24 protein-coding genes are annotated in these 23,432 nt (G+C 43.4%); 10 read left to right on the forward strand and 14 right to left on the reverse strand.

Annotated features, from left to right (window positions below; genetic code table 11):
• The first annotated feature begins 99 nt into the window (after positions 1 to 99).
• Entirely contained in the window at positions 100 to 1,014 is a 915-nt protein-coding gene (locus tag NST94_RS17535; protein ID WP_076129835.1) for a helix-turn-helix domain-containing protein, read from the forward strand.
• Between the two features lie 78 nt (positions 1,015 to 1,092).
• On the opposite strand, the gene NST94_RS17540 is transcribed toward NST94_RS17535, so the two are convergent.
• From NST94_RS17540 to NST94_RS17560, 5 genes are all read right to left on the reverse strand, one after another.
• Positions 1,093 to 1,929, reverse strand: coding sequence for a carbohydrate ABC transporter permease (locus NST94_RS17540; protein WP_179089370.1), 837 nt, complete (start codon positions 1,927 to 1,929; stop codon positions 1,093 to 1,095).
• A gap of 1 nt (position 1,930) precedes the next feature.
• Positions 1,931 to 2,869, reverse strand: a complete 939-nt coding sequence (locus NST94_RS17545) for a sugar ABC transporter permease (protein ID WP_076129834.1) — start codon at positions 2,867 to 2,869, stop codon at positions 1,931 to 1,933.
• 83 nt (positions 2,870 to 2,952) lie between these two features.
• On the reverse strand, positions 2,953 to 4,302 hold the full coding sequence (locus NST94_RS17550) for an extracellular solute-binding protein (protein ID WP_076129833.1): 1,350 nt from the start codon (positions 4,300 to 4,302) through the stop codon (positions 2,953 to 2,955).
• Positions 4,303 to 4,504: 202 nt separating this feature from the next.
• Positions 4,505 to 6,286: a sensor histidine kinase gene (locus NST94_RS17555; protein WP_280753092.1), complete on the reverse strand. Its 1,782-nt coding sequence runs from the start codon at positions 6,284 to 6,286 to the stop codon at positions 4,505 to 4,507.
• Between the two features lie 32 nt (positions 6,287 to 6,318).
• Positions 6,319 to 7,920 carry a response regulator gene (locus tag NST94_RS17560; RefSeq protein ID WP_076190964.1) on the reverse strand — a complete coding sequence of 534 codons (1,602 nt, stop codon included), beginning with the start codon at positions 7,918 to 7,920 and terminating at the stop codon, positions 6,319 to 6,321.
• A gap of 279 nt (positions 7,921 to 8,199) precedes the next feature.
• Between NST94_RS17560 and NST94_RS17565 the strand changes: the two genes are divergently transcribed.
• The 3 genes from NST94_RS17565 (at position 8,200) to NST94_RS17575 (ending at position 10,888) form a co-directional block, all read left to right on the forward strand.
• Entirely contained in the window at positions 8,200 to 8,682 is a 483-nt protein-coding gene (locus tag NST94_RS17565; protein ID WP_076182515.1) for a MarR family transcriptional regulator, read from the forward strand.
• A 156-nt stretch (positions 8,683 to 8,838) separates the two neighbouring features.
• Positions 8,839 to 10,074, forward strand: coding sequence for an MFS transporter (locus NST94_RS17570; RefSeq protein ID WP_076301594.1), 1,236 nt, complete (start codon positions 8,839 to 8,841; stop codon positions 10,072 to 10,074).
• 61 nt (positions 10,075 to 10,135) lie between these two features.
• Positions 10,136 to 10,888 (forward strand): YdcF family protein, encoded by a 753-nt coding sequence (locus NST94_RS17575; protein ID WP_076190957.1) that lies wholly within the window; start codon positions 10,136 to 10,138, stop codon positions 10,886 to 10,888.
• Here the strand turns inward: NST94_RS17575 and ybaK are convergent.
• From ybaK to NST94_RS17600, 5 genes are all read right to left on the reverse strand, one after another.
• Positions 10,877 to 11,350, reverse strand: a complete 474-nt coding sequence (ybaK, locus tag NST94_RS17580) for a Cys-tRNA(Pro) deacylase (RefSeq protein WP_076129827.1) — start codon at positions 11,348 to 11,350, stop codon at positions 10,877 to 10,879. The two genes, NST94_RS17575 and ybaK, sit on opposite strands and share 12 nt — an antisense overlap.
• 100 nt (positions 11,351 to 11,450) lie before the next feature.
• Positions 11,451 to 11,702 (reverse strand): YolD-like family protein, encoded by a 252-nt coding sequence (locus tag NST94_RS17585; protein ID WP_036688306.1) that lies wholly within the window; start codon positions 11,700 to 11,702, stop codon positions 11,451 to 11,453.
• Between the two features lie 85 nt (positions 11,703 to 11,787).
• Positions 11,788 to 12,606 (reverse strand): radical SAM protein, encoded by an 819-nt coding sequence (locus tag NST94_RS17590; protein ID WP_076301595.1) that lies wholly within the window; start codon positions 12,604 to 12,606, stop codon positions 11,788 to 11,790.
• Positions 12,603 to 13,136 carry a methylated-DNA--[protein]-cysteine S-methyltransferase gene (locus NST94_RS17595; RefSeq protein WP_076301596.1) on the reverse strand — a complete coding sequence of 178 codons (534 nt, stop codon included), beginning with the start codon at positions 13,134 to 13,136 and terminating at the stop codon, positions 12,603 to 12,605. Before NST94_RS17595 ends, NST94_RS17590 begins: the two co-directional genes overlap by 4 nt.
• Positions 13,126 to 13,746: a bifunctional transcriptional activator/DNA repair enzyme AdaA gene (locus NST94_RS17600; protein ID WP_076217828.1), complete on the reverse strand. Its 621-nt coding sequence runs from the start codon at positions 13,744 to 13,746 to the stop codon at positions 13,126 to 13,128. Before NST94_RS17600 ends, NST94_RS17595 begins: the two co-directional genes overlap by 11 nt.
• 213 nt (positions 13,747 to 13,959) lie before the next feature.
• Between NST94_RS17600 and NST94_RS17605 the strand changes: the two genes are divergently transcribed.
• Positions 13,960 to 14,502: a MerR family transcriptional regulator gene (locus NST94_RS17605; RefSeq protein ID WP_280753091.1), complete on the forward strand. Its 543-nt coding sequence runs from the start codon at positions 13,960 to 13,962 to the stop codon at positions 14,500 to 14,502.
• A 146-nt stretch (positions 14,503 to 14,648) separates the two neighbouring features.
• On the opposite strand, the gene aspA is transcribed toward NST94_RS17605, so the two are convergent.
• Together aspA and NST94_RS17615 are read right to left on the reverse strand one after the other, a co-directional pair.
• Entirely contained in the window at positions 14,649 to 16,079 is a 1,431-nt protein-coding gene (aspA, locus tag NST94_RS17610) for an aspartate ammonia-lyase (RefSeq protein WP_094903409.1), read from the reverse strand.
• A 393-nt stretch (positions 16,080 to 16,472) separates the two neighbouring features.
• Positions 16,473 to 18,149 (reverse strand): hypothetical protein, encoded by a 1,677-nt coding sequence (locus NST94_RS17615; protein WP_248548818.1) that lies wholly within the window; start codon positions 18,147 to 18,149, stop codon positions 16,473 to 16,475.
• A gap of 229 nt (positions 18,150 to 18,378) precedes the next feature.
• Between NST94_RS17615 and kduI the strand changes: the two genes are divergently transcribed.
• The 3 genes from kduI to kduD are packed head-to-tail and all read left to right on the forward strand — an operon-like array spanning position 18,379 to position 20,801.
• Positions 18,379 to 19,212: a 5-dehydro-4-deoxy-D-glucuronate isomerase gene (gene kduI / locus NST94_RS17620; protein ID WP_036688322.1), complete on the forward strand. Its 834-nt coding sequence runs from the start codon at positions 18,379 to 18,381 to the stop codon at positions 19,210 to 19,212.
• Between the two features lie 34 nt (positions 19,213 to 19,246).
• Positions 19,247 to 20,002 carry a DeoR/GlpR family DNA-binding transcription regulator gene (locus NST94_RS17625; protein ID WP_076129821.1) on the forward strand — a complete coding sequence of 252 codons (756 nt, stop codon included), beginning with the start codon at positions 19,247 to 19,249 and terminating at the stop codon, positions 20,000 to 20,002.
• Between the two features lie 43 nt (positions 20,003 to 20,045).
• Entirely contained in the window at positions 20,046 to 20,801 is a 756-nt protein-coding gene (kduD, locus tag NST94_RS17630) for a 2-dehydro-3-deoxy-D-gluconate 5-dehydrogenase KduD (RefSeq protein ID WP_036688326.1), read from the forward strand.
• A 311-nt stretch (positions 20,802 to 21,112) separates the two neighbouring features.
• Here kduD and NST94_RS17635 read toward each other — a convergent pair whose 3' ends face one another.
• On the reverse strand, positions 21,113 to 21,553 hold the full coding sequence (locus NST94_RS17635) for a hypothetical protein (RefSeq protein WP_076307739.1): 441 nt from the start codon (positions 21,551 to 21,553) through the stop codon (positions 21,113 to 21,115).
• Positions 21,554 to 21,555: 2 nt separating this feature from the next.
• Positions 21,556 to 22,080 carry a hypothetical protein gene (locus NST94_RS17640; RefSeq protein WP_280753090.1) on the reverse strand — a complete coding sequence of 175 codons (525 nt, stop codon included), beginning with the start codon at positions 22,078 to 22,080 and terminating at the stop codon, positions 21,556 to 21,558.
• Between the two features lie 142 nt (positions 22,081 to 22,222).
• Here NST94_RS17640 and NST94_RS17645 point away from each other — a divergent pair, with 142 nt between their 5' ends.
• Together NST94_RS17645 and NST94_RS17650 are read left to right on the forward strand one after the other, a co-directional pair.
• Positions 22,223 to 22,873 (forward strand): NUDIX domain-containing protein, encoded by a 651-nt coding sequence (locus NST94_RS17645; RefSeq protein ID WP_076190947.1) that lies wholly within the window; start codon positions 22,223 to 22,225, stop codon positions 22,871 to 22,873.
• Positions 22,870 to 23,415 (forward strand): GNAT family N-acetyltransferase, encoded by a 546-nt coding sequence (locus NST94_RS17650; protein WP_280753088.1) that lies wholly within the window; start codon positions 22,870 to 22,872, stop codon positions 23,413 to 23,415. Before NST94_RS17645 ends, NST94_RS17650 begins: the two co-directional genes overlap by 4 nt.
• The last annotated feature ends 17 nt before the right edge of the window (positions 23,416 to 23,432 follow it).

A 23,432-nucleotide genomic window follows, 5' to 3' on the forward strand; every position in this document is an offset into this window, starting at 1 on the left:
GTACAACAGGGTTAAAGCCTTCTTTTATTTGGGCAAATCAAACATCGATAAAAACCTATGTTATAATGAAGCCAAACTTTACAGTAAAAGAGGATTGAAATGATCTCGAATGATCCCGCTTTTCATAATTCTATTGATGGCCAGATGTCTCCAGACATCCAAGCGGCTTTCCATATCTTCGCCGCGCATTGGAGAAAAGTAAATCCGGATTGGCAATATCCCGTACACACTCATCCTATGTTTGAGATTAACGTTGTACTGCAGGGTGAGCAACATATGACGGTCGGCAATAAATCTTTTATCCAGCAAAGCGGTGATATTTTGTTCATTCGTCCCGGTGTAGAACATAGCAGCCTCGGTTCGAATGCTAGTCGTGACATGACTTATTACTGCCTGCATTTTGATATTGATGATCTGATTTTACGGCGAGCTTTGCTAACAGCAGACGCTGTTAGTCTAAGTGGGAATACCCCGGAGCTGCGAGCCATTCGTTCCGCTCTAGATGTCATCATAAATTCTTCCATCCTGTCAGAGTCAAAGGACACACACAGAAATCGCCTGATTACATTGCATGCTTCGCTGCAACTTCTAACCGCGCTCAGCGGCTGGGTACTTTCGGAGATGCCCCTCCTGGCAGATACAGAAGCTACGGAAAATACCGTCGCCTTAGCTAACGCCATCGAAGGATTGCTGCAAGGATCTGTCTCCTCCGCTGCAAGCACAGGCGAAAGAGGCGGCGGTATTGAGCACATTGCGGCAAAACTCGGATACAGTACAACTCACTGCAATCGTGTTTTCCACCAAATTTATGGCATGTCGCCAAGACAATATTTATCCCGCTTGATCATTCGTCACGCCAAACTGCTGCTAATGGATAATAGTCTATCTGTCGAATCGGTTGCCCACCGGCTAGGATACCGGGATGTGTCCCATTTCAGCAAGCAATTCAAACGCTGGACAGGTCTCCCGCCAATGGGCTACCGCCGTTTAACCGCGAATCCAAATACACTTTAGTGATTGTTTTCCATACAAAAAAAAGGGATGTACCCCGCAGCCCACAAAGTGGTCACAGGATATATCCCTTTTTATGAATTAACCCTTCGTTGCACCAGACGCAATCCCCTTAACAAAATACTTCTGCAAGGCGATAAACACAATCAGCACAGGCACAACCGACATTGCTGTTCCTGCAAAAATCATATCCCAACGTGAGGAGAATTCTCCGATATAACGGTAAATTTCCACGACCATAGTTTTAGCCTTTCCTGAAGGCAATACCAGCATCGGCATCAGGAAATCATTCCAGATTCCAAGTCCGTTTAAGACCACCATACTGGCTGTGACGGGTCCTAGCAGCGGGAAAACAATTTTCCAAAATATCGCATAACGAGAACATCCGTCGATCTCTGCCGCTTCTTCAATTTCTCTAGGAATGCCTTTGACAAAGCTTGTATACAGCAGACACCCAAAGCCCACCGCACCGGCTACATAAATTAGAATTGGACCGGCAAGGCTGCCGTATAACCCCAGCATTCTAAGCTCTTTAAACAGAGGAATCATATACGCCTGAAAAGGGATCATCATTCCTGCTAAAAAGTAAACGAACATGAACCGGGTCCATCTGGCATTTCTGCGTTCAATTGCGTAGCCCGCCATCGGAATAATTAAGACCTGTGCCGCAATAGAAACTGCTGTCAAAATCAGACTATTCAGAATAGCCCGTGGAAACTCTGTTTCGGTTAACAGATATTTAAAGCTGTCCAGATAAAGAGTTTTCGGAAAAGCAATGGCATCCTTCATAATCTCTGCATTACTCTTGAAGGCTGACATCAAATTAAAGAAAATAGGAAAGAAAAAGATAATAGCCACTAATAATGTAACAATGAAAAGTGCGATTTGCCCAACTCTTTTGCGTGTCTGCATCGTCATCTTAGAGCTGCACCTCCCGCTTCTGGAGAACCTTCACTTGGAAGACTGTAATGATAAGTATGATTAAGAACAAGACCATCGCCAGCGCAGTACCAAAACCTTGTCTTAATTCACCAAACCCAACCTTATAAATAATATAAGTTAATGTCTCCGTCTCAAAGCCCGGACCACCATCAGTCATGACGGCAATCTGATCAAAAATCTTCAAGGCGCTGATCATCGATAATACCATACATACTGTCATTGACCCCGCAAGCAGCGGAAAGGTAATATGCCGGAACTGTTGCCAGCCCCCTGCTCCATCAATACTGGCCGCCTCATTCAATTCCTGCGGAATACCTTGCAATCCAGCGAGATAAATGATCATATAATACCCCGCGCCTTTCCAAACGGTAGACAAAATAATCGACAACATCGCATATTTAGGATTGCCCAACCAATCCACAATCCAGGTTCCAAGCCCAACAGACTCCAGAATCTGATTAAATACACCAAAGTTGTAATTCAAGATCATCGCCCAGACGAAACCCATTACGATCCCACTAAGCAACGTAGGGAAATAAAATACACTTCTGAATAAATTCCGGAACCAGCGTACCTTATCGACCATCATAGCCATTGCAATTGCTGCAATATTCTCTAGAACAACAAGTGAAATGGTCATGATCATCGTATTTTTCAGTGCGTTATGCACCCTTGGACTATTCCAAATTTCCACAAAGTTAGCGAAGCCGATATACCTTACGTTGTCGCTAATGCCATCCCATGAGGTGAAGCTTAAATAGACACTGCCTACTGTAGGGACGATAACGAACAAGGTGTACAAAATAAATGATGGTAATATGAACAGCAGAGCGTAGGACTGCCATTTTTTCTTTTTCTTTTTGTGCTGCACAGTGCCTATCAATGACTTGTCAGCATTTACTGCGGATGTAGCCATGGCTACTCTCCCTCCCTTAAAGACCGCGCTTGTTAAAAAGAGAACCTCTGCAGCAGCAGAGGTTGCTCGATCAGGCGCTGCTCTTACATCTGATTAGCTTTCACTTGGTTGTCATACTCTGTATCCGCATCTTTCATGTACTTCGCTACATCTCCATCTTTTACCACGAGATCCTGCAACAGCTTGTAGTACCAGTTACGGAATTGTGGAGGGATTAGATTGTCTCCCCACCAGTTATTGATCGCCAACGATTTCACTACATTCGGGTCAGCAATAAGATCCAAAGCCACCTGCATTTGTTCACTTGTGTCATAGGTTACTTTCTCTTTTGTTGAAGGAATCGCATTTATCGTTGCTAAATAGTTCGAATACTGTTCTGGGGCGAAGAAGAAACGGATAAAGTCTTTGATGGCTTCTGTTTTGTCTGCATCCTTAGCGGCTTCAGCCGATAAAGACCAGCCTGCAGGTGACGGAAGACCTATGACATTGATTTTCCCTTCACGGTCAGGAAGAGCATAGAAGCCAAATTCAAAGTTCGGGTCTGCTTCAGCGATTTGTGTAAACATCCACGTACCGGAGTACAATTGTGCTGCTTTGCCAGAAACAAGAATCGAAGCGGTCTGATTGTCGCCCGTGCTGAGCCAACCTTTATCGACATAATTCTTGAACAATTCTTTGAAGTCCGTTATGCCTTGAACTACATTAGCATCAGTGAAGCTGACCGTTTTAGCGGTACGTTTGGAGTTCCAATCTGCATCTTTCGAGTAGACCTCATCAATCAGGAATTTGTTAACCCAAAAGCCCATATGGAAAATATCTTTTCCGCCTACTACAATCGGAGTAATGCCCGATGTTTTCAATTTTTCTTGGATGGCGATGAATTCGTCATACGTTTTTGGAAGCTCGGTGATCCCTGCATCCGCATATGCTTTTTTGCTGTAGATAATCCCTTGGGGAGCGTTCACTTGCAGCGGTGCGTTCCACACCTTACCATCCACTTGTGGAGGGGCTTCGAATAAATCTAGCAGATCGGAAGGCAGCTCTACAATCTTACCCGCATCGGCAAAAACTTCTGTATCCCGCATTTCCACCAGGTCCGGGAATTCACCCACAGCATCCTTGGTTTTCAGCCAGTCAAGATAGGCAGCGGATGAAGTTTCGCTCAAATCTTTAATAGTGACATTTGGATTAGCTGCAGTAAACTTTTTGACCGTATCTGAGATAGCTTTTTTGGTGGCCGGATCTCCGGAGGCGTAACCTATCGTAAAGCTAACCTCTTTTTTGTTCTCTTGCGGTGTATTTGAAGGCGTCTCGGATGCTGGCGTATTAGTTGCCTTACTTCCTGCATTATTATTATTTCCACCGCAAGCAGTCAAAACTGTTGTTGTGGCAAGTAACAATACGGATAGTTTCATCATTGTTTTTTTGTACATATCATAATAGCCTCCCCTTTTAGTGAACCGTGGAAACTGAAGCAAGATGTGCGCATCATCTCTCGAAAGCGTTTCCGTTGCTAATAGAATAGCATTCCTTATAAATAGTTAGAATGAACTTTTTTAAGCGGGATATGCGGTGAATTTAAGAATAAGTAAAAAAAGAACGAAAGACCGCAGTCTTCCGTTCATCGTCTATCCTTTACGCATTCTCCGAATCCGAGATTTTATACGGATCCTCTACAATCGGAAGCAACAATAGAATTGATGTCCCAATATGCTCCCGGCTGCTAATAGATACCCCGTATTCTGCTCCGTACACTGTACGAATTCGTTCATGTACATTTTTAAGTCCAACATTTTTGCTAGGCGAACTAGGCTCTTCCAAGGTTTCAGCCAACTGCTGTACCTTTTCCTTGCTCATACCGATTCCATCATCATAGATCGTAACCAACAGCATTTCATCTTTCTTTTCGATCGTCAATCCAACTGTCCCTCTGCCTTGACTGCGCAAGCCATGCTGGATAGCATTTTCAACTATCGGCTGAAGTGACAATTTCAGAATGTACCAGTTCAGATCCACTTCGGGTGAGAGATCGACTACAAGCTCAAACTTATTCTCATACCGCACAGAGATAATATAGAAATAATCCCGTAGATGCTCCAGCTCCTGTCGTATGCTTACCCTATCCTCTCCATAGTCGATTACATATTTCAACTGGTTAGAGAGTGATAAAATCATATCTGCGACCTCATCATTATCTTTATCCACCGCATTCATTCGAATGACTTCCAGGGTGTTGTATAAATAATGCGGACGAATCTGACTCTTCAGAGCATTTAACTCCGTTTGCTTCTGCTTGATCTGGGCAACGTAAGCTTCATCGATATAGGCTTGTAAACGCTCGACCATTCGGTTAAAACCATGGCTAAGTCTACCCATTTCATCATTGCTGTTCACGACCATCTGGGTATCCAAATTACCGGATTCTACGATAGCCATTTGCTTAATTAAGTTCCGAATCGGAGCAGCCAGCCGCCTAGAGAACCAGACACCCATGATGATCATTGCAATCGCACAAATAAACATCGCTATAAACACCGTCGTACGGGCTGAAAAAAGCTGATCGAATAAATTTGCTCGATGAATTCTGGCAGTCACCGTGCCTTTAAGAAAAGGAATCTCTTCACTGAGAACGATCATCTCCTCGTCCTTTTTAGCCCGAAAAGCCTCTCCATTCGCTGACCTTGCCTCATTCGTGAAATATACATTTCCGTCGCCATCCAGCAGGAATAATTCATCCTGTCCCCCCAGATTTAATTCTCTGAAGAACTGATTAAATAACGAAACATCCACATCCATAAACAAGGTCCCTACTATCTTGGGATCTTTGGTGACACGCCCGGAAATATCAATTAAAGTACGGCCGATGGTGAACACACTGCGCTTTGAACCTGTATAATATTCTTCGGAATGGGTAGGGAAAATTGCCACTTGTGAAGGATTTGGAGCCATTTTAGTTAACCACTCTTGATAAGGCAGCAAATCAAAATTGACCCCTCTGTTTTCTTTTTCCTGATAGTAGAGCTTATCGTCTGACTCCCTATGAAAATAAACACTGGTGATGTAGGAATCACTGTAGAGAACTGTTTTTAGAAAGGTTTCAATAGGAATCGTATTGATCTGCTCCAGTTCATTTACATTATAGGTTTGATTCTGCGAATAACTCTCGATAAAACCTTCATATCGTCCCGTATACATCAGCTTAGAGACCTCATTGTACTGATTAAAGGCTGAATTCAGGTTATAGCTCATATATAGCACCATTTGCTGCAAATTGCTTGTTGTGTAACGCTCGACATATCCGGAAAACGTCTGCACAGAAATGTAGCTAAGTGCAAAAAGCGGAATTAGGCCGACTAATAAAAAGGAAGCGGAGAATTTAACAAATATACTTTTGGATCTTCGGCCCCAGATAAACATGAATGAAGGCATCCCCTTTGCTATCCATCTGACTATTGGCTTTTGAAGGATTGCTTATATTCTTGTGGCAGCTTGCCATATTTCTTCTTAAACATATCGCTAAAATGCCGGGCATTGTTGTAGCCTACACTATCGGCAATCTCATAAACCATCATATCGCTTTGCAGCAATAAACGAAGGGCATGATTCATCCTCACCTCAGTGACATAATTCTTAAAGTTCTGTCCGGTATGTTTTTTGAAAAAGCTGCTGAAATAATAGGAATTCATAAACATCATCCCTGCCATAGATTCCAGTGTAATATTTTCTGGATAATGCTCCTCAATATAAGCCTTCACCTGGGATAGCTGCTTCAGTTCCTTACTGCCCATGCGACTGCCAATTTGCCCGGACATTTTGCTCAAAAGCACACGGAAATCTTCCTCCACCTCTTGGAAGGTAGAATAATTAGCCAATCGTTCAAGAATCGGATTTGTATCCTGAAGTGATGGACCTGCCTCCACACCGAATTGAATAAGCTCTTGTTCAAGCTGCAAGAATGTATTGTATACGGTAGAAACGGCTTGGTTTCTATTCCCGCCTGCCGTCTGCCGGATCGTCTGAAATAATCGCAGGCACTCTTGCTCAATTTGTTCTTTGTGTTGTAATTTCATGGCAATCCCAAGGGCGGACTGGATTTCATGCAGCGGAGCTTGAATCAATGATTCACTCTCATACCTGCTCTCTTTAACAGGAATCACACGATTAGGCCCTGTAAAATATTTATAATTTAGCGCTTTCAAAGCTTGGCGATAAGATTCATCAGCATCATCCATACCGTCAACAGGATTGCCTACCCCAAGAGTCACCTTTAATTTCAGAAAACTTGTAATTTTGTCATGGAGGTCTAAGGCAATTCTCGCTGGTTCCTCAGCATATTCATGCTGGAGCAGGATACAAAAACGTTCCCCTTTACGGAACATATAGCTATTATCGCTTTGCTCCACGGTTTCTTTAATAATGTTAGACAGTGCAAAATCAATTAGCTTACGTTCGCGTTCTTCCCATCTGGAAGGCTGCCCCGACGACTCGTCCGTCTCTACCAAACAAATACTGACGTAGCGACTTAGCGCAATAATCCCCATATCAAGTAAGGTGTCTGCTGTTCCCTTATTGCCGTCCGTCAGCTTGTCGAGCAATTCTTCGATCGTTAATCTGCGGTTTCTCTGTTCATAATGGTTCAGCTTCTCTTTGTTGCGCTCGCCTTCTGTTTCTTGACGAATAAGGGAGACGGCTTTGCTCACAACCTGTTCCAGCTGATTTTTGTTCACGGGCTTCACCAAATAATCCAGCGCACCATATTGCAGTGCTTGACGGGCATACGTAAACTCCTGATAAGCGCTTATAAAAATAACCTTCACCGCTCTGCCAGCTTCATGAATTTCGCGGATGATATCAATCCCTGTATATCCTGGCATGCTTATATCACTAATAATCAGATCAGGATCACAATCCTCGATCTGTTGTTTCAGCTCAATTCCATCACTGGCCTCTCCAACAATGGTTAGTCCAAGCTTCTCCCATGAAATCAGTTTTTTTAGGCCTCGCAAAATCACCGGTTCATCATCTGCGAGCAGTACCCGAATACTCTTCACTATGCAGTCCTCCTACCTTAGAGAAATCATCCCACAGCTGTCCAATCATCTTAATCTTATGATAACAGACAAACAATCTTTGGTGCAGCTTCAAGCGGATGAACTTTCTTAAGAAGAAACCGCAGTTTCTTAAGAATATTATATCTACGCTTGTTACTACTCACCTGTTATTTTTATCTAAAGTTCAATGAAACAAACTATCCTCAACTTTAATATTGTTGAAATAGAAACAAAAAATCAATATAATTTGTTAATGTAAGAGCGCTGGGAGGACAGGCCATGAACAAAGAAGATCAGGTCATGATGGGTTTCAGGGACGTATATAACAAGATGGTTTGGCTTAATAAGGATAAGATGGAAGACAGTCTTAAGGGTTATAAACCTTCTGAAGTACATTGCATCGAATACATTGAAAAAAATGCAGATTCCAACGTCACAAAACTTGCAGAGTCCTTTTATATGACTCGCGGTGCCATAAGTAAATTAACTAAGAAGCTCATCCAAAAGGGCCTCATCGAAAGCTACCAAAAATCGGATAACAAAAAAGAAATCTATTTTAGGCTTACTGAGCAAGGGAAAGTAATTTATAAAATCCATGAGGACCTGCACAAAGAGTTCCAAGAGCGGGATAAAGCCGTATTTGAGCAGGTAACTGAGGAGCAATTTGACAGTATGCTTAGCTTCGTAGAAAAGTATAGTAGGCATTTGGATGCAGAAATAAAGAAACAGGGTATAGATTTTAATCCGAATAAATTCGAATAATGAAAATGAAACTCCATGCAGCCGGGCTCTTATGAGAAAGGCTGCATTTTTATGGTCATTATTTTGTTGACACGGAAACAAAACCGTGATAAAAATGGTGATGCACCAGATTTGTTTCCAAGGAATCAAAACATCAACTTTTGAGGAGAGAATTTAATGTTCAAATTCAGATCACATAATGAACAGAACACAGAGCAAACCGTAGATAAACACGCTCTAATCTTCGGTTTGATCTCTGTGTTTCTGTGCGGAATAGGCTTCAGTATCATCATGCCCGTTGTCCCATTTTTAGTGCAGCCTTATATAAGCAATCCGGGAGAACAGGCTATAGTTGTCACGCTGCTGACGTCTGTTTATGCAGTCTGCGTATTTTTTGCAGCCCCTGCACTTGGAGCTTTGAGCGACAAATATGGGCGTCGTCCATTACTCTTGGTATGCCTTTTGGGTTCCGCGATTGGATACTTAGTTTTTGGGATAGGAGGAGCGTTATGGGTACTTTTTGTTGGACGTATAATAGAAGGTATAACTGGCGGAAGCATAGGTACTATCTTCGCCTATTTTGCTGACATCATTCCTCCAGAACAGAGAACCAAATACTTTGGCTGGGTGAGTGCGGTTGTAGGAGTAGGCACCGTCATTGGTCCAACGCTAGGCGGTTTACTTGCCAAATTTGGTTATTCTGTACCTATGTATTTCGGAGCAATAATAACCTTATTAAATGTTGTTTACGGATTCTTTTTTATGCCTGAGAGCCTTGACAAGAACAATAGACTAAAAGAGATTACCTTGGTAAGACTGAATCCATTTACACAGCTTGCAAGCATATTGTCCATAAAAAACTTAAAAAGGCTACTGGTCTCAGCATTCTTACTCTGGATACCCAACGGATCTTTACAGGCTGTTTTTTCACAATTCACAATGGATACTTTCAGCTGGAAGCCTGCACTAATCGGACTGATGTTTTCAATTATGGGCTTCCAAGACATCATTTCACAGGGTTTCATCATGCCTAAGCTTTTGCTGAAATTTAGGGATAAACAGATCGCAATTCTTGGAATGGTTTCGGAGATTATAGGCTACAGCCTTATTGCATTATCTGCTTTGTTCTCATACTATCCGCTTTTTATCGCTGGAATGTTTATATTTGGTTTTGGGGATTCGATCTTTGGGCCTTCATTCAATGGGATGCTTTCCAAGTTTGTCGATTCTAGTGAACAAGGGAGGATTCAAGGAGGTAGCCAATCTATTCAGGCTTTAGCAAGAATGATCGGGCCTGTGATTGGAGGTCAAATATATGTATCACTTGGCCATACTGCACCCGCTTTTATGGGGATGATTCTGATAGCTGCGGCAATATCCGTTTTGTATAAGGATACGCATGTAAATATGTAATCTTGCAATCTCATGTTACAATACAACCTGAACTTATATTTTTAGAAGGCGGTTGATACTGTTGGTTTACATCATCAAATTTGTATACAGCTTTGTGCTTCCTCCCGGCCTGTTTATCGTGCTTCTGCTAGGTTTAGTCATTTGGTTATGGAAAAAAAACCGCCGGCCAGCACTAGTTCTACTCGGGGTTACACTATTAATGTATTTCTCCATGACACCCTTAGTCAGCGATGCGCTGATCGGCAGTCTAGAACGGAAATATCCGCAGCCGGAAACTTTGCAAGGAGATGTCATCGTCGTACTCGGCGGGGGCGCCAGCTCTGGCACACCGGATATAGACGGCGAGGGCAATTTATATGGATCAGCGGCAAATCGCCTGCTTACTGCTGTTCGCCTCCATCGGCAGACAGGTCTGCCAATCTTATTTTCTGGCGGACAAGTATTCTCCGACAGTGGTAATGAAGCGGATATCGCGCAAAGACAACTACTGGGTCTGGGCATACCCGAAGAGGACATCCTGATCGAAAATCAATCCCTCAACACGGAGCAAAACGCTGTAAATACCGCAGCCATCCTGCAACAAACCGGACTTATAAAACCTATACTAGTTACTTCAGGTTTTCATATGTCCCGAGCGATGTTGCACTTTAAGAATGCAGGGCTAACAGCGCAAGCCTATCCTACGGATTATATCGCCAGCGCTGATATTGCACTGCAGCCCGCCAAGTTCAGTCCATCCCCAGGAGCGATCTCCACAACAGGGTTAGCATTGAAGGAATATTTAGGCCAGCTTGCTGCTCGGCTATTTGATTAGTTCTGTAAATTTCGCATGTACAACCTCAGCGAGTAACTGTGGGGCTACATCCATTTGCTGGCCAATCTTCCCAGCGCTGACAGCCATTGTTTCCAGCCCTTCTGCGCTGCTCTCAATGAACGTGGGGTACAGCTTCTTCATTCCAACAGGTGAACAACCACCGCGGATATACCCTGTCCATTTCTGCAGATCCTTCACTGGCAGCATCTCAATTTTTTTCTCTCCGGCGGCTTTGGCCGCCTTTTTGAGATCCAGCTCTTCGGCAACAGGGATAACAAATACATAAAGATTTGCACCGCTATGAGCGACCAACGTTTTAAAAACCGTCTCTGCCGCCTTTCCAATCTTCTCAGCCACAGCCGTGCCATGGATTAGTCCATCTTCATTGTCATAGGCGAACACTTCATAGCCGATTTTTTTGGCATCCAGCATTCGCATCGCGTTGGTTTTGGTTACTTGCATTGTTGACCTCCCTTTCTATATCCTCTATTCCTTACCTTTATGATCAAAGAGGCCCCAAAGCTATGATAGCTTTCAGGACCTCCTGTTGCTGCCGTGCCCATTAATCTCTGGGATAATTAACCTGCATGATATCCATAAAAGGAACTTTTATGATTTCTTCATGGTTACTAAGGTGTACTTTCCCGGTTCGCGAATCCATTTCCACGATCATGCCGCGTACCTCTTCTTCTTTTCCCCATACGGTCAATAAAATCTCAGAACCTTCTTGCTTAGCTTCAACTAACTGATTACCTAACTCCTCAAGCACAAATTCATCTCTTGTGGGCCGCTTGGCCACCTTTGCTTTTGCCACACTAATCCTCCAATAAGCTATTACGGATATTAAGTATATTAAATACTAAGTATGAATGCTCTCATTTATTATACCATGTTTCAGATTAAGGCTCGAACCCCTTCTGGCTCAAGAATAGCTCCTCTTCGGAAAAAACTTGCTGAAGTCCTTCATACACTCTGCGATATGCTGCAGGATCATACCAATCTTCCAGTTGCAGCTCTTCATATAGGGAATAAATCCCTAATCTCCGTGTGCGTTTGCCGCCGCTGCCGTCGCCCATAAAATAGTCATCCACACAGACTCTATCCACCAAAGCCCTTAAGGTTGCTGGAAAAGTTGGACTGCTTGGCAGTACTGGCGCTATAGTAGCTTGAATGGGGATGCCAGCTTCACGTAAAAGCTGTAACGTCTTCAGTCTTGCAGCAATGGGAGGAGCGCTTGGTGTGAATTTTTGGCGAATATCTTCTCGGTCTGTTTCTACAGTTATACTTACACGAACCTTATCCTCTAAACGTAATAATAAATCTATATCTCTGCGAACCAGCGGACTACGCGTCTGCACGAATAGGAAATCGGGCGGATCTTGAACCATAACCTCCAGTAAAGATCTCGTCACCTCTTCCTTGTGCTCTACCGGTTGATAGGGATCTGTGCTTGACGACATAAAAATAGAGACGGGACCTTTCGCCTTCGCTTTGTGCAGTTCTTTTTGTAAAATTGCAGCCGCTTCTTGTTTAACATCTACCCACGTCCCCCACTCCTCTTTGCGGAACAGCGAGACAGGCATCTGACGTACATAACAATAGGAACAGCCATAAGTGCAGCCCGTATATGGATTTAAGGAATGACTGTAGCCTGACAGATAACCTGTTCCTTTATTCAGCAAGGTTTTTGGGGAGGTGTAATTGGACTCTATTTTCATATATCTGCTGTATACTCTCCTCTCTCCAACTGAAGTAGCTTGGTCTTCATATCCAAACCACCCCGGTATCCTGTTAATGTCCCATTCTTTCCAATAACCCGGTGGCAGGGCACCGTAATCAGAATCGGATTCGCGCCAATGGCAGTCCCTACCGCGCGTACCGCAGCTGGTTTTTGAATATGTGTAGCAATATCTGAATAGGACCAGGTTTGCCCATATGGAATTTCACATAACGCCTTCCATACCGCAAGCTGAAAAGGAGTTCCCTGATAATCAAAAGGAATGCCGAAGCTCTGCCGGTTCCCTTGCAAATATTCACTAAGCTCCCTCAAATAAGGCGCCATCTTCTCATCGTTCTGCACCAGTTCACTCCCCGGAAAACGACGTCTAACCCATTCGCTTAATTCCTCAAAGGGTTGCTGCTGCGAACCCACATAACTTAACCCCTTCTCAGTGGCTGCAATATAAAAACTCCAATCCTTATCGGTTAATAATGTCCAGTATAGAATAGCATTTTTTTTATTCTCCATGATTCGGTCCCTCCAAATTAAAATCAGAAGCCAACGTTACTTTCTGTTTGTTAAGCTGACGAAACTGTGTGGGCGTATACCCTGTTTTTTTCTTATATAAAGTAATAAAATACGATGTATTGGGCAGACCCACGCGCAATGCAATCTCAGCAACTGCCTGCTCTGTAGTAAGCAAATACTCAGATGCCTTAGCGATTCTCTTTTGCTGTATATAATCCACGGGAGTGATTCCTGTTACTTTCTTAAAGGTTCGATGTAAATGATAAGGACTGCCATGACATACCTCAGCTAACGTTTCAAGGGTGAGGGGGGCCATATAATTATGATCAATGTACTCCGTCATCACAGCTACCCATTCCTTATCAGGAAGACGCTCACCTGTCGGTTTACATCTTTTGCAAGGACGAAATCCGGCTGCCAGCGCTTGTTCAGCATTCTGAAAAACACACGCATTCTCCCGATTGGGTGCTTTGGATTTGCAGGAGGGTCGACAAAAAATTCCTGTAGTCTTCACCGCATAAAAAAATATGTCGTTATAAGCAACATCGTTTTGCAAAATAGCCTGCCATTGCTCCTCAGTCATTTGTTCCTCATCTTCAATCCTGTTCATCGCCTTCACCTCTAATGCAATTATACCCCTGAGCAGGCTCATCTGTACTCAATTTGGAATGGAAAAGCAAGATAGTGAAATCCAAAAGGGTGAGATTGCTCGTAATTACACTTTGTTTAGCGAATACGCACTACCTTTGTCAACCGTGCAGGGAGCCGCTGTTGGACAACGAATATTACTCATAACATGACTACGTGAACTGGAGGAATCGAAATGGATATTCTAAAAACAAAAGATGCCGCAGAGCTGCTGTCAGTTAGTCTAACCACAATTAAACGTTGGGCTGCCATGTTCCCTGATTTTTTTCCAAAAGACCGATTTGGCCATTATGTTTTCTCGGAGCAGCAAATCGACCTGCTCAATCATATTAAAGACCGTATTAATCACGGAGAGGCCTTGGAATGTATACAACTCACACTCACGAATGAGCAGCAAATTTCCACATCACAACAGGAAAATCCACTACAGCACACAGATGCTGAGCCTATGAAGGATATCTTGTCTCGCATCAACAATGTTGAACGTGCACTCGATCAAAAAGCCGATGAAGTAGTATTGATCCAACTGCTCCAGCAGCGTGAGGAGCTTGAGGACCTACGAATAATGATCAAGCAAATCGCGGCATCAATAGAACCGTTGCAAGTGTCTAACGGCAAACCGCTCACCTCTTATGAAAATTCCCAGTCCACTGCCTCTACCAGGCTAACGGCTCCGCCAAGAAAACGCGGCCTGTTACGTTCTTTATTTTTCTTTTAAGCCTGAAATGTAAAAAAAGAACCTACTTCAGACAATCGCGAAGTAGATTCATATAAGTAAAACATATTTAGGATCTCCCCCTGTCACCCTAAACGGTGGCGGGGGTTTGCTTTTTCCAAACAAAAAGCTCGATCCTCCGGAACATTCTACTCTTTATGCAATAAAGCTGCTCCTGCAATTCCCGGGTGTGTCATTTCGTATGGGTCCAGAATCAGATTAAGCTCTTCTTCGGTCAGCACATTATATTTAATGCACAATTCCCGTACAGATTCCCCAGTCAAAATCGCCTCTCTAGCGATCCGCGATACCACTTCATACCCCAGATGCGGGTTCACAGCCGTAATGATTCCGACACTCCGCTCCACATCCCGCTCAAGCTTTTCCTTATTGGCTTCAATCCCAGCCAGACAGAAGTCTGTGAAGACTTGGAAGGAATTGTTCATGATGCTGATGGACTGAATGAGATTGAACACAAGCACTGGCTCCATAACATTCAGCTCCAGTTGACCCGCTTGGGAAGCCAGACAGATCGTATGATCGTTCCCTATGACTTGAAAAGCCACCTGATTAATGACCTCTGCCATAACCGGATTAACTTTGCCCGGCATAATTGAAGATCCAGGCTGGCGTGCAGGCAATGAAATCTCATTAAACCCAGTCCGCGGACCGGAGGCCATCAACCGCAGATCATTAGCGATCTTGGACATGTTCATCATGCACACTTTTAGAGCAGCAGACACTTCTGTATAGGCATCCGTATTTTGGGTGGCATCGACGAGATGATCTGCCGTTACGAGCGGCAATTCACTGATCTCAGCTAAGTGCTCTACCACCAATTCAATATAACGAGGATCAGCATTTAATCCTGTACCCACTGCTGTTGCTCCCATATTGACTTCATACAAATGATGGCGTGTATGCTCAATACGTTTGATATCTCTTTCAAGCACTCTGCGATAAGCCTCGAATTCTTGACCCAGACGAATCGGCACTGCATCTTGAAGATGTGTCCGACCCATTTTTATCACAGGATCGAATTCATCCGCTTTTACCGCAAACACATCATGCATTCTGTGCATCGTTACAAGTAGCTGCTCCAGCAGTGAAAGTGTGGCAATATGAATTGCCGTCGGAAACGCATCATTTGTAGACTGCGCCATATTTACATGTGAATTGGGACTTAAGTGACGATAGTCTCCCTTTTCATGGCCAAGCAGTTCTAAGGCACGGTTAGCAATAACCTCATTCGCATTCATATTTAATGAGGTACCCGCACCACCCTGTATAGGATCTACAATAAATTGCTCATGCCACTGACCCTCGATGATTTCTTCTGCTGCTTTCACTACAACTTCTCCAAGCCCTCGATAGAGACGGCCAACTTCCATATTTGCAAGCGCAGCGGCTTTTTTTACAATCCCCATCGCTTTGATTAACTCTTTGTGAACCCGATAGCCCGTAATAGGAAAGTTCTCGACTGCGCGTAGTGTCTGAATCCCATAATAAGCGTTCTTATCTACCTGTTTACTGCCTAGAAAGTCATTTTCTACACGAAATTCAGTTTCAATCACTGTTATATCCCTCGCATTCATTATGATTAGGTTTATTAGAAAATAAGTAAGCGCAATCATTTCTATCTCACTTAGATATTAACCTTTATTGTGACAAATGTCTCTCAGAAAAATAGGGTTTAATGTAATTAATTACTATTTAGTAACCTGACACCGCTATTCTAAAGGGAAATGTGCTTAGGGAGGATTGAATTACCAAATCGTTAGGTCTAGTTTATCCAGATAAATCGTCGCTCACCCCAATTATAAGTATTTTGGACAAAATCACGTTTACGGATACTTAGGTATCTATTGCGGGCTGTGCAATGGGGCATCACATCCTTTCATGTAGCTCCTTATTAAAGAAGCCGGCCAAAAAGGCCGACTCGGATTACTATTTATCACAGTAATTGTGTTTTTTTATACTGAATAATGATCTAATGAGATCTGAATTCCATTAAGCTGAGCTTGCGGTAATTCTAACTCCCTACTAATACTCAAAACTAAGCTTTCACCATCCATGTTGGTATAATTCGCTGCTAATACCTCTCCCACTTCGAAATTCCTTTCTTTATGAGCCATAGCTGCGGCAAAAGCCTCTAAACCAATAATACCACATTCGGCAGCTTTCTTAATGCCCAATGCTTCAACGATCACACCGCCCGGCGTCCCTGCGACGGATACCTCTATGAATCTGGACCGTTCCTGCAGCTGGTAAGGGTGAGATAAATAAATAACAAAATACGTCTCACCAACTTGCCCGTACAATGTATACGGCTCTTGTTTCCATTCCCCTTGGGGAAGTACACCTATGATCGTATTCTTCTCACCCTGGGGGATTGGGAATAAAGAAATGATGACATTCTTGTGATAGAGAACCTCCATATAACGGCTTTGATGGCGGGGATCTCCCTCATTGTAGCCTTGTCCCGGGTGGAAGAAATACAGCTGATTTGCGCTTCCCTCTCCACTCACAGGTAACGAAAAAGCCCAGCGAAGCTGCTCATTATCGAATTCCTCAACCCGCTCCCACATCCCGCCTGCTGCAAACTCCTCTGTAATATAAGCATAGGAATGAAGCAAAGGCTGCGGCTGTGGATCCGTTGGGACAACCTTCTGAGTAATCTTCCTTACTTCCACTGGTGTCTGGCGATTCATGGCTGCGGCTAATATTTCATCGGATGCTTGATAGAATAATAAACCGGCATACTCAGTGCGCGGCATCCTCTCAGGCAGCTGGAAATCTCCAAACTGAACATAATCATGAAGTACATTAGCATCGCCGGGAACATCATGCGGCCAGCCTCTAGAATGCGCACCAACCCAAGCGCCACGCAGATAGAATTCAGCTCGTACATTCCATAAATGGTCAAGCATTTCTTTAAGGCTCGTAGTAAGCTCCGTATCCTCAGGCGGGACAAGTTCCAACGCGCAGGTGAATGCCTGCACCCAATGCCAAAACCACGGTAGACTGCCGTATTCCGGCATCCCTTTAGTACGAATATAAGCCAGCGTATCCTTCAGACTCTGCCGGCCATCCTCAAGCAATATTTCATCCGCAAACAGGGTGCCAAAAATCAGCTTAGCAGCTGTATATTTAGCTTCATGATGCCCAAAAGTAACCACCGGCTTACGGTAGAAATCACTGCGATAAATATGTCCAAACGCTGTATTCAGAACTATGCGAAGTTGAGCATTTAATGCTCCTCCGTATCTTTTGCAAAAATACGCCATCAGGTTGCCCATAAGCTCCACTGGTAACTCATGCGGTGACGCATCTCGCGGAACCGGATTCAAACCGAGCGGCCAATGACCGTATAACTCTGTGCCGGGCTGCCGGTTCTGAAGCATTAAGATCTCCAGCAGTACATCCTGTGCTTTCTGTTTCGCTTGCTCACGATCAAAAGGCAGCTCAAAAGAATCATCAACAGCCGCTGCAAAAAGATAAGAAGCATAATAAAAGTTATTTCGCACATCATCATGGAACCAGAGTCCACTTTCCAATAAAGGGCGTTGCTCTGCTTCCAGTGCTATATTAAAAATAATTTCTTGCTGACGTTCCTTATAAGTACTCTGGATATTTTTCAACCCCGGCATTACTTTTCAACCTCCATCATTTCAGTTTTATATCATCTTCCGTCATTCATGAAAATCGAGCATAATAGCTCTATTGTGCACACTTTTCGTTCATTTTGCAATTGGAAAAACCAATAAATAAACATAAATAAACGAAATAAAAAAGATTAGTACTTGTAAAATGAACATAAATGGACTAAAGTGTACCTATACGAACGATAATATGTACACAAAGGAGATTGAACATTCAATGGAAAGACGTTTCGCATCCCATCCTAATGAAGTAAAACAATTTGACACTGAGCGCCTCCGTAAGGAATTCCACATTCCCGTTATTTTTGCTCCTGATGAGCTAAAGCTTGTCCTAACCCATGAAGATCGTATGATCGTTGGTGGAGCTAATCCTGTAAAAGAAGAGGTTGCGCTAACTACTGACCTTAAAGAACTTGGGGTTACTTATTTCTTGGAACGCCGTGAACTGGGCATTATCAATGTCGGTGGTAAAGGCTCCGTGGTTGTAGATGGCACAGAATATGAAGTGGATTTCAAAGAATGTCTTTATGTAGGTCAAGGCTCTAAAGATGTGGTCTTCAAAAGTGCAGACGCTTCCAAGCCTGCTAAATTCTATTTGAATTCTGCTCCTGCCCATCAGTCCTACCCTACTACCAAAACCACACTGGCCGATTCTGAATCCGGTGCGATGGGTGGTCTGGAGAACTCTAACGAGCGGACAATCCACCGCTTCATTCACACAAATGGTGTGCAAAGTGCCCAACTGGTTATGGGTATGACCCAACTGAAACCAGGCAGCATGTGGAACACAATGCCAGCACATACCCATCCACGCCGGATGGAAGCCTATTTCTATTTTGATCTTCCGGACGATTCCGTTGTGTTCCACCTGATGGGAGAACCTGACGAAACCCGCCATATCGTAATGCATAACGAACAAGCCGTTATTTCTCCAAGCTGGTCCATCCACAGTGGTGTCGGCACTCATAACTATACTTTTATCTGGAGTATGGCTGGCGATAATAAAAGATATGATGATATGGACCCCGTATCCATGAAAGAATTACAATAGAGATAAATCAACTACGGAAAGATGAGGCAGGCGGATGAACCCGATACGACGACACGAGATGATTATGGAAGTTATGCTGAACCAAAAAGATGTAACGGTGAATGAACTGAGCGATAAGCTTCAGGTTACTGGAAAAACAATACGCGAGGATTTAAGCAGGCTGGAGGAACAAGGGCTGATCGTACGTGTACATGGCGGAGCTGTGCTGGCACAAAGCGACCAGTTTGGTATTTTACCCTCCAAGGATCCGCTGGATAAATACTCTGACGAGAAGACGGAGATTGCCTTGCGTGCGCTTGCTCATATTGAACCGGACGATATTATCGCTCTTGATGGCGGTAGCACTACGCTTGAAATTGCTCGGCGTCTGGACAATATGCCACTAACGGTAGTCACCAATGATGTATACATCATCAGCGAACTGGTTCCCAAAGATAACATCCGTCTGGTCGTTCCCGGTGGTTATCGTGTCCGTAATATGTTGGCTGGTCCTGAAGCCGTCTCCTATGTACAAAAGCTTAATATTCAAAAAGCATTCCTTTCATCGACTGCTATTCATATAGAGCATGGGCTCTCCATTTATACCGGAGATTTAATTGAGTTCAAGCAAGCCCTTGTATCTACAGCCCGTAAGGTATTCGCGGTTGTAGATCATCATAAATTCGGCCATACTGCACTGCGTACCTTTGCTTCCCTACAAGAAGTTGACGTGATTCTGACGGACAAAGGGCTCTCCCCCGAAACGGCAGATCAGTTCCGCAGTGCAGGCGTTACCATTGAATGCGGGTAAACCCGGAATAACAATCCATTTACAATAAAGGGGCGTAATTTATATGTCATCATTATTCAGCTTGGCAGGTAAAACAGCTATTGTAACAGGCGCAGCTCAAGGTCTTGGACAAGGAATCGCGCTTGCATTTGCAGAAGCCGGTGCAGACGTTGCATCTGTCTCCCTTAATTCGAGTGAAGAAACCGTAAATGCAGCAAAAGCTTTTGGAGTAAAAGCAGTTAGTATCGAATCTGACTTAAGTGATCACAGCAAGCTGCAAAGCACTTTTGACCAAGCGCTAGAGCTGACCGGACATGTTGACATTCTCGTAAACTGCGCAGGAATGATCCGCCGTGCACCGGCAAAAGATCATAGTGAAAAAGACTGGTTTGATGTCATCAATTTGAACCTGAACACAGTTTTCCTTCTGTCGCAAATCGCAGGCCGCCACTTCCTGGAAAGAGGATCCGGCAAAATCATTAACATCGCCTCCATGCTCTCCTATCAAGGCGGAATCAATGTCCCTGGTTACACTGCGAGTAAACACGGGGTTGCGGGTCTTACTAAAGCTTTTGCCAATGAATGGGCAGGCTCCGGTTTGAACATCAATGCAATTGCACCAGGCTATATGGCTACTGAGAATACCGCTCCAATCCGTGCCGACCAAAGTCGTTCGGACTCTATCTTAGACCGTATCCCTGCAGCACGTTGGGGAACGCCTGATGACGTTAAAGGCCCTGCTGTATTCTTGGCTTCCGCAGCATCTGACTACTTGAACGGTCACGTTCTTAATGTGGATGGCGGATGGATGGCTAGATAATCCATACAAAAATGGGTGTCCCATAGGGGCACCCATTTTTTGTGTGGATATGAAGCACTATCGGACTCAACTGAACAATCTGCACACGCAGCAGCTAAAGGACTCAGCTGACCTTATACACCGTTTTATCCGCTATTTGGATAGCTATCGGACCTCATAGCCGCTATTGGCGCAAAAAACACCAATTATAAGCTCTTTCATGAGCAATAGCGTCGTTGGAGTCCGAAAACCTGCTCAAAAGGCGATAAATTCGCAAATAGGGGCATCTGGGTCCGAAAATCTCAGTATCAGTGGTTGTGGATCGTTGTGCATCATTTAAATAAGCTTGCAATGGAATTCACATCAAAATCACTAGTCATTCTAAAGTTTCCCGAACTGTATTTGTCCTTCTTATCAAGATCCGTCACATACAGGAAGTTAGTATCCGTAAGATTCATGCCAAACCTCAAGCTGTTATTCACAATAATACTTATCCAGTAGGTCTCCGTAGATTTGTCCAAAGCACTACTTCTTCTCAATTTTACATCTGAAAAAGCATAAATGATCTTTTCAATTTCCTTCGGATCTTCAATCACTACCTTTTCATCCACTAAAGATTTCTCAATCTCGATTGAGGTGATTTCAGTTTCATCGATTTGATCCAACACTAAATTCTCAAATGAATTATAACTATGGTAGAGATTAATGATTACAGGGATTTCGATTAATAAAAAAATAAGTACGAGAAATACATAACGTTTCTTGATATTCATAATTATGAACACCCTATTTCTACAAACTCCTCTGGATGAGTGCGAATATATTCGCCGATAATTCTATGCGTATTTGGTGTCAGGTTCTTATATCGTTCGAATAACTCACTAATTACTTCTAACAGCTGAGGGTCTCGATCCAAATCCGTGATGGCCGCATCCGCCCACTCTTTACCCAGTCGATGATTTCTTTCCTCGAGAAATGTCTTTGTTTCCTGAAGCAAAAGAATCATGGGTGAATCGTCAAAAAATCGTATGCCTCCTATCACCCCTGTCCAATACCCTGGCAGGTCTTGCATGTAGGAAATCCAAGCATAATATTCCCCTTCGGAATTACAGCTGTGACCATATAGCACTCTGAACATACATAAGGCTTGTTGCCCCTCTGTGAGCTTCGAGATCACTTCTGATTTGGTCGATGGCGATTTTCCGCGAATCAGCTGAAAGGTAGGCTCCATACAGGCCCATCCTAACCTTTCATCACTTAAAGTGTCCAAGTCTTCCCGCTTCATGGCTACTAAATTCATTTAACTCCTCCTTTGATTAACATCCAAAAATATACATATATTTCTTAACGATGTCAATAAAAATCACTTGGGGACATTAAGCAATTCGATCGTTTTTATGATAGGCTTTAAGCAGTAGATATTTTCACAAAGGAGCTTTTCTATGCATAATGAGATACTTACTATATTTGATGAAGCGGGTCACCGAATCGGTACAGCTCCACGGGCAGAAGTACATCGGTTAGGACATTGGCACGAGACCTTCCACTGCTGGTTTATAAGCAAAACCCAAGAAATCCCCTATATTTATTTACAGCTTCGTAGTGAGCAGAAACAAGATTATGCAGGATTGCTGGACATCACGGCCGCTGGACATTTGCTGACACACGAAACGGTAGAGGACGGGATTCGCGAGGTCCAAGAAGAACTCGGTTTGGAGCTAGCTTTTGATGAGCTGATTCCCTTAGGTACGATTCCTTACAGTATGATCAAAGAAAATCTTATCGATAAAGAACGAGCGCATGTTTTTGTTTATAACAATCCTTATCCTCTGGACGATTTTAAGCTGCAAGAAGAAGAGGTTGCAGGAATAGTTATCACAAAGTTTGCGGACTTCCGAAGCTTTTGGCAGGGAGAAATACATAGTCTACAAATCAATGGTTTCAAAGTGGATTCAAACGGACAAAAAATCAACATTCAACAAAGTGTGGATCGGACTCATTTTGTGCCTCATGAAGCAGCTTATTTCACTCGGATCATTGAGGGCATCGAAGCAATAATTCTAACATCACCCATCGTCACGGAGGACATATGATCATTAATCCTCAAACATTTACATTGAATGGAATCCAATACAGCATTAGATCTGCGGCCTCTCATGATGCTAAAGTGTTATCTGAATTAAGAGTGCGGATCGATGGAGAAACCGAGAATTTAGATCGGGAACCAGGCGAAGCCTTTATTGACGAAAAAGGATTTGAACAGCTTATTCAAGCCGATTCTGAGAAAAATAATAACCTTTTTCTAGTCGCAGTAGTTGATAATCAAATCGTTGCGTTCTCCAGATGCGAAGGTTATCCCTTAAAAAGATTTGCTCATAAAGTAGAATTCGGAGTATGTGTGCTGCAGGATTATTGGGGATATGGTATTGGGAAAAATCTTCTAGCCGAATCGATTGCCTGGGCTGACACTAACGGTATTCAAAAGATCACCCTAAATGTGCTGGAAACGAACACCAACGCTATTAAGCTTTATCAAAAGCTTGGCTTTGAAATTGAAGGGATTTTAAAGAAAGATAAACTTCTATCGGACGGCAAATTGTATAACACCATTATGATGGGAAGAGTTAAGAACTGATTCTATTCAAAAAAAAG

This window comes from Paenibacillus sp. FSL H8-0282 (assembly GCF_037963825.1).
Lineage (GTDB): Bacteria > Bacillota > Bacilli > Paenibacillales > Paenibacillaceae > Paenibacillus_AQ > Paenibacillus_AQ odorifer.

What these genes read in the sequence shown, in the direction of transcription:
- NST94_RS17535 (WP_076129835.1), top strand. Translation starts at nt 100, where the DNA reads ATGATCTCGAATGATCCCGCTTTTCATAATTCTATTGATGGCCAGATG.
- NST94_RS17540 (WP_179089370.1), bottom strand. Translation starts at nt 1,929, where the DNA reads ATGACGATGCAGACACGCAAAAGAGTTGGGCAAATCGCACTTTTCATT.
- NST94_RS17545 (WP_076129834.1), bottom strand. Translation starts at nt 2,869, where the DNA reads ATGGCTACATCCGCAGTAAATGCTGACAAGTCATTGATAGGCACTGTG.
- NST94_RS17550 (WP_076129833.1), bottom strand. Translation starts at nt 4,302, where the DNA reads ATGTACAAAAAAACAATGATGAAACTATCCGTATTGTTACTTGCCACA.
- NST94_RS17555 (WP_280753092.1), bottom strand. Translation starts at nt 6,286, where the DNA reads ATGTTTATCTGGGGCCGAAGATCCAAAAGTATATTTGTTAAATTCTCC.
- NST94_RS17565 (WP_076182515.1), top strand. Translation starts at nt 8,200, where the DNA reads ATGAACAAAGAAGATCAGGTCATGATGGGTTTCAGGGACGTATATAAC.
- NST94_RS17570 (WP_076301594.1), top strand. Translation starts at nt 8,839, where the DNA reads ATGTTCAAATTCAGATCACATAATGAACAGAACACAGAGCAAACCGTA.
- ybaK (WP_076129827.1), bottom strand. Translation starts at nt 11,350, where the DNA reads ATGCAAGTAACCAAAACCAACGCGATGCGAATGCTGGATGCCAAAAAA.
- NST94_RS17590 (WP_076301595.1), bottom strand. Translation starts at nt 12,606, where the DNA reads ATGAAAATAGAGTCCAATTACACCTCCCCAAAAACCTTGCTGAATAAA.
- NST94_RS17595 (WP_076301596.1), bottom strand. Translation starts at nt 13,136, where the DNA reads ATGGAGAATAAAAAAAATGCTATTCTATACTGGACATTATTAACCGAT.
- NST94_RS17600 (WP_076217828.1), bottom strand. Translation starts at nt 13,746, where the DNA reads ATGAACAGGATTGAAGATGAGGAACAAATGACTGAGGAGCAATGGCAG.
- NST94_RS17605 (WP_280753091.1), top strand. Translation starts at nt 13,960, where the DNA reads ATGGATATTCTAAAAACAAAAGATGCCGCAGAGCTGCTGTCAGTTAGT.
- NST94_RS17615 (WP_248548818.1), bottom strand. Translation starts at nt 18,149, where the DNA reads ATGCCGGGGTTGAAAAATATCCAGAGTACTTATAAGGAACGTCAGCAA.
- kduI (WP_036688322.1), top strand. Translation starts at nt 18,379, where the DNA reads ATGGAAAGACGTTTCGCATCCCATCCTAATGAAGTAAAACAATTTGAC.
- NST94_RS17625 (WP_076129821.1), top strand. Translation starts at nt 19,247, where the DNA reads ATGAACCCGATACGACGACACGAGATGATTATGGAAGTTATGCTGAAC.
- kduD (WP_036688326.1), top strand. Translation starts at nt 20,046, where the DNA reads ATGTCATCATTATTCAGCTTGGCAGGTAAAACAGCTATTGTAACAGGC.
- NST94_RS17635 (WP_076307739.1), bottom strand. Translation starts at nt 21,553, where the DNA reads ATGAATATCAAGAAACGTTATGTATTTCTCGTACTTATTTTTTTATTA.
- NST94_RS17640 (WP_280753090.1), bottom strand. Translation starts at nt 22,080, where the DNA reads ATGAATTTAGTAGCCATGAAGCGGGAAGACTTGGACACTTTAAGTGAT.
- NST94_RS17645 (WP_076190947.1), top strand. Translation starts at nt 22,223, where the DNA reads ATGCATAATGAGATACTTACTATATTTGATGAAGCGGGTCACCGAATC.
- NST94_RS17650 (WP_280753088.1), top strand. Translation starts at nt 22,870, where the DNA reads ATGATCATTAATCCTCAAACATTTACATTGAATGGAATCCAATACAGC.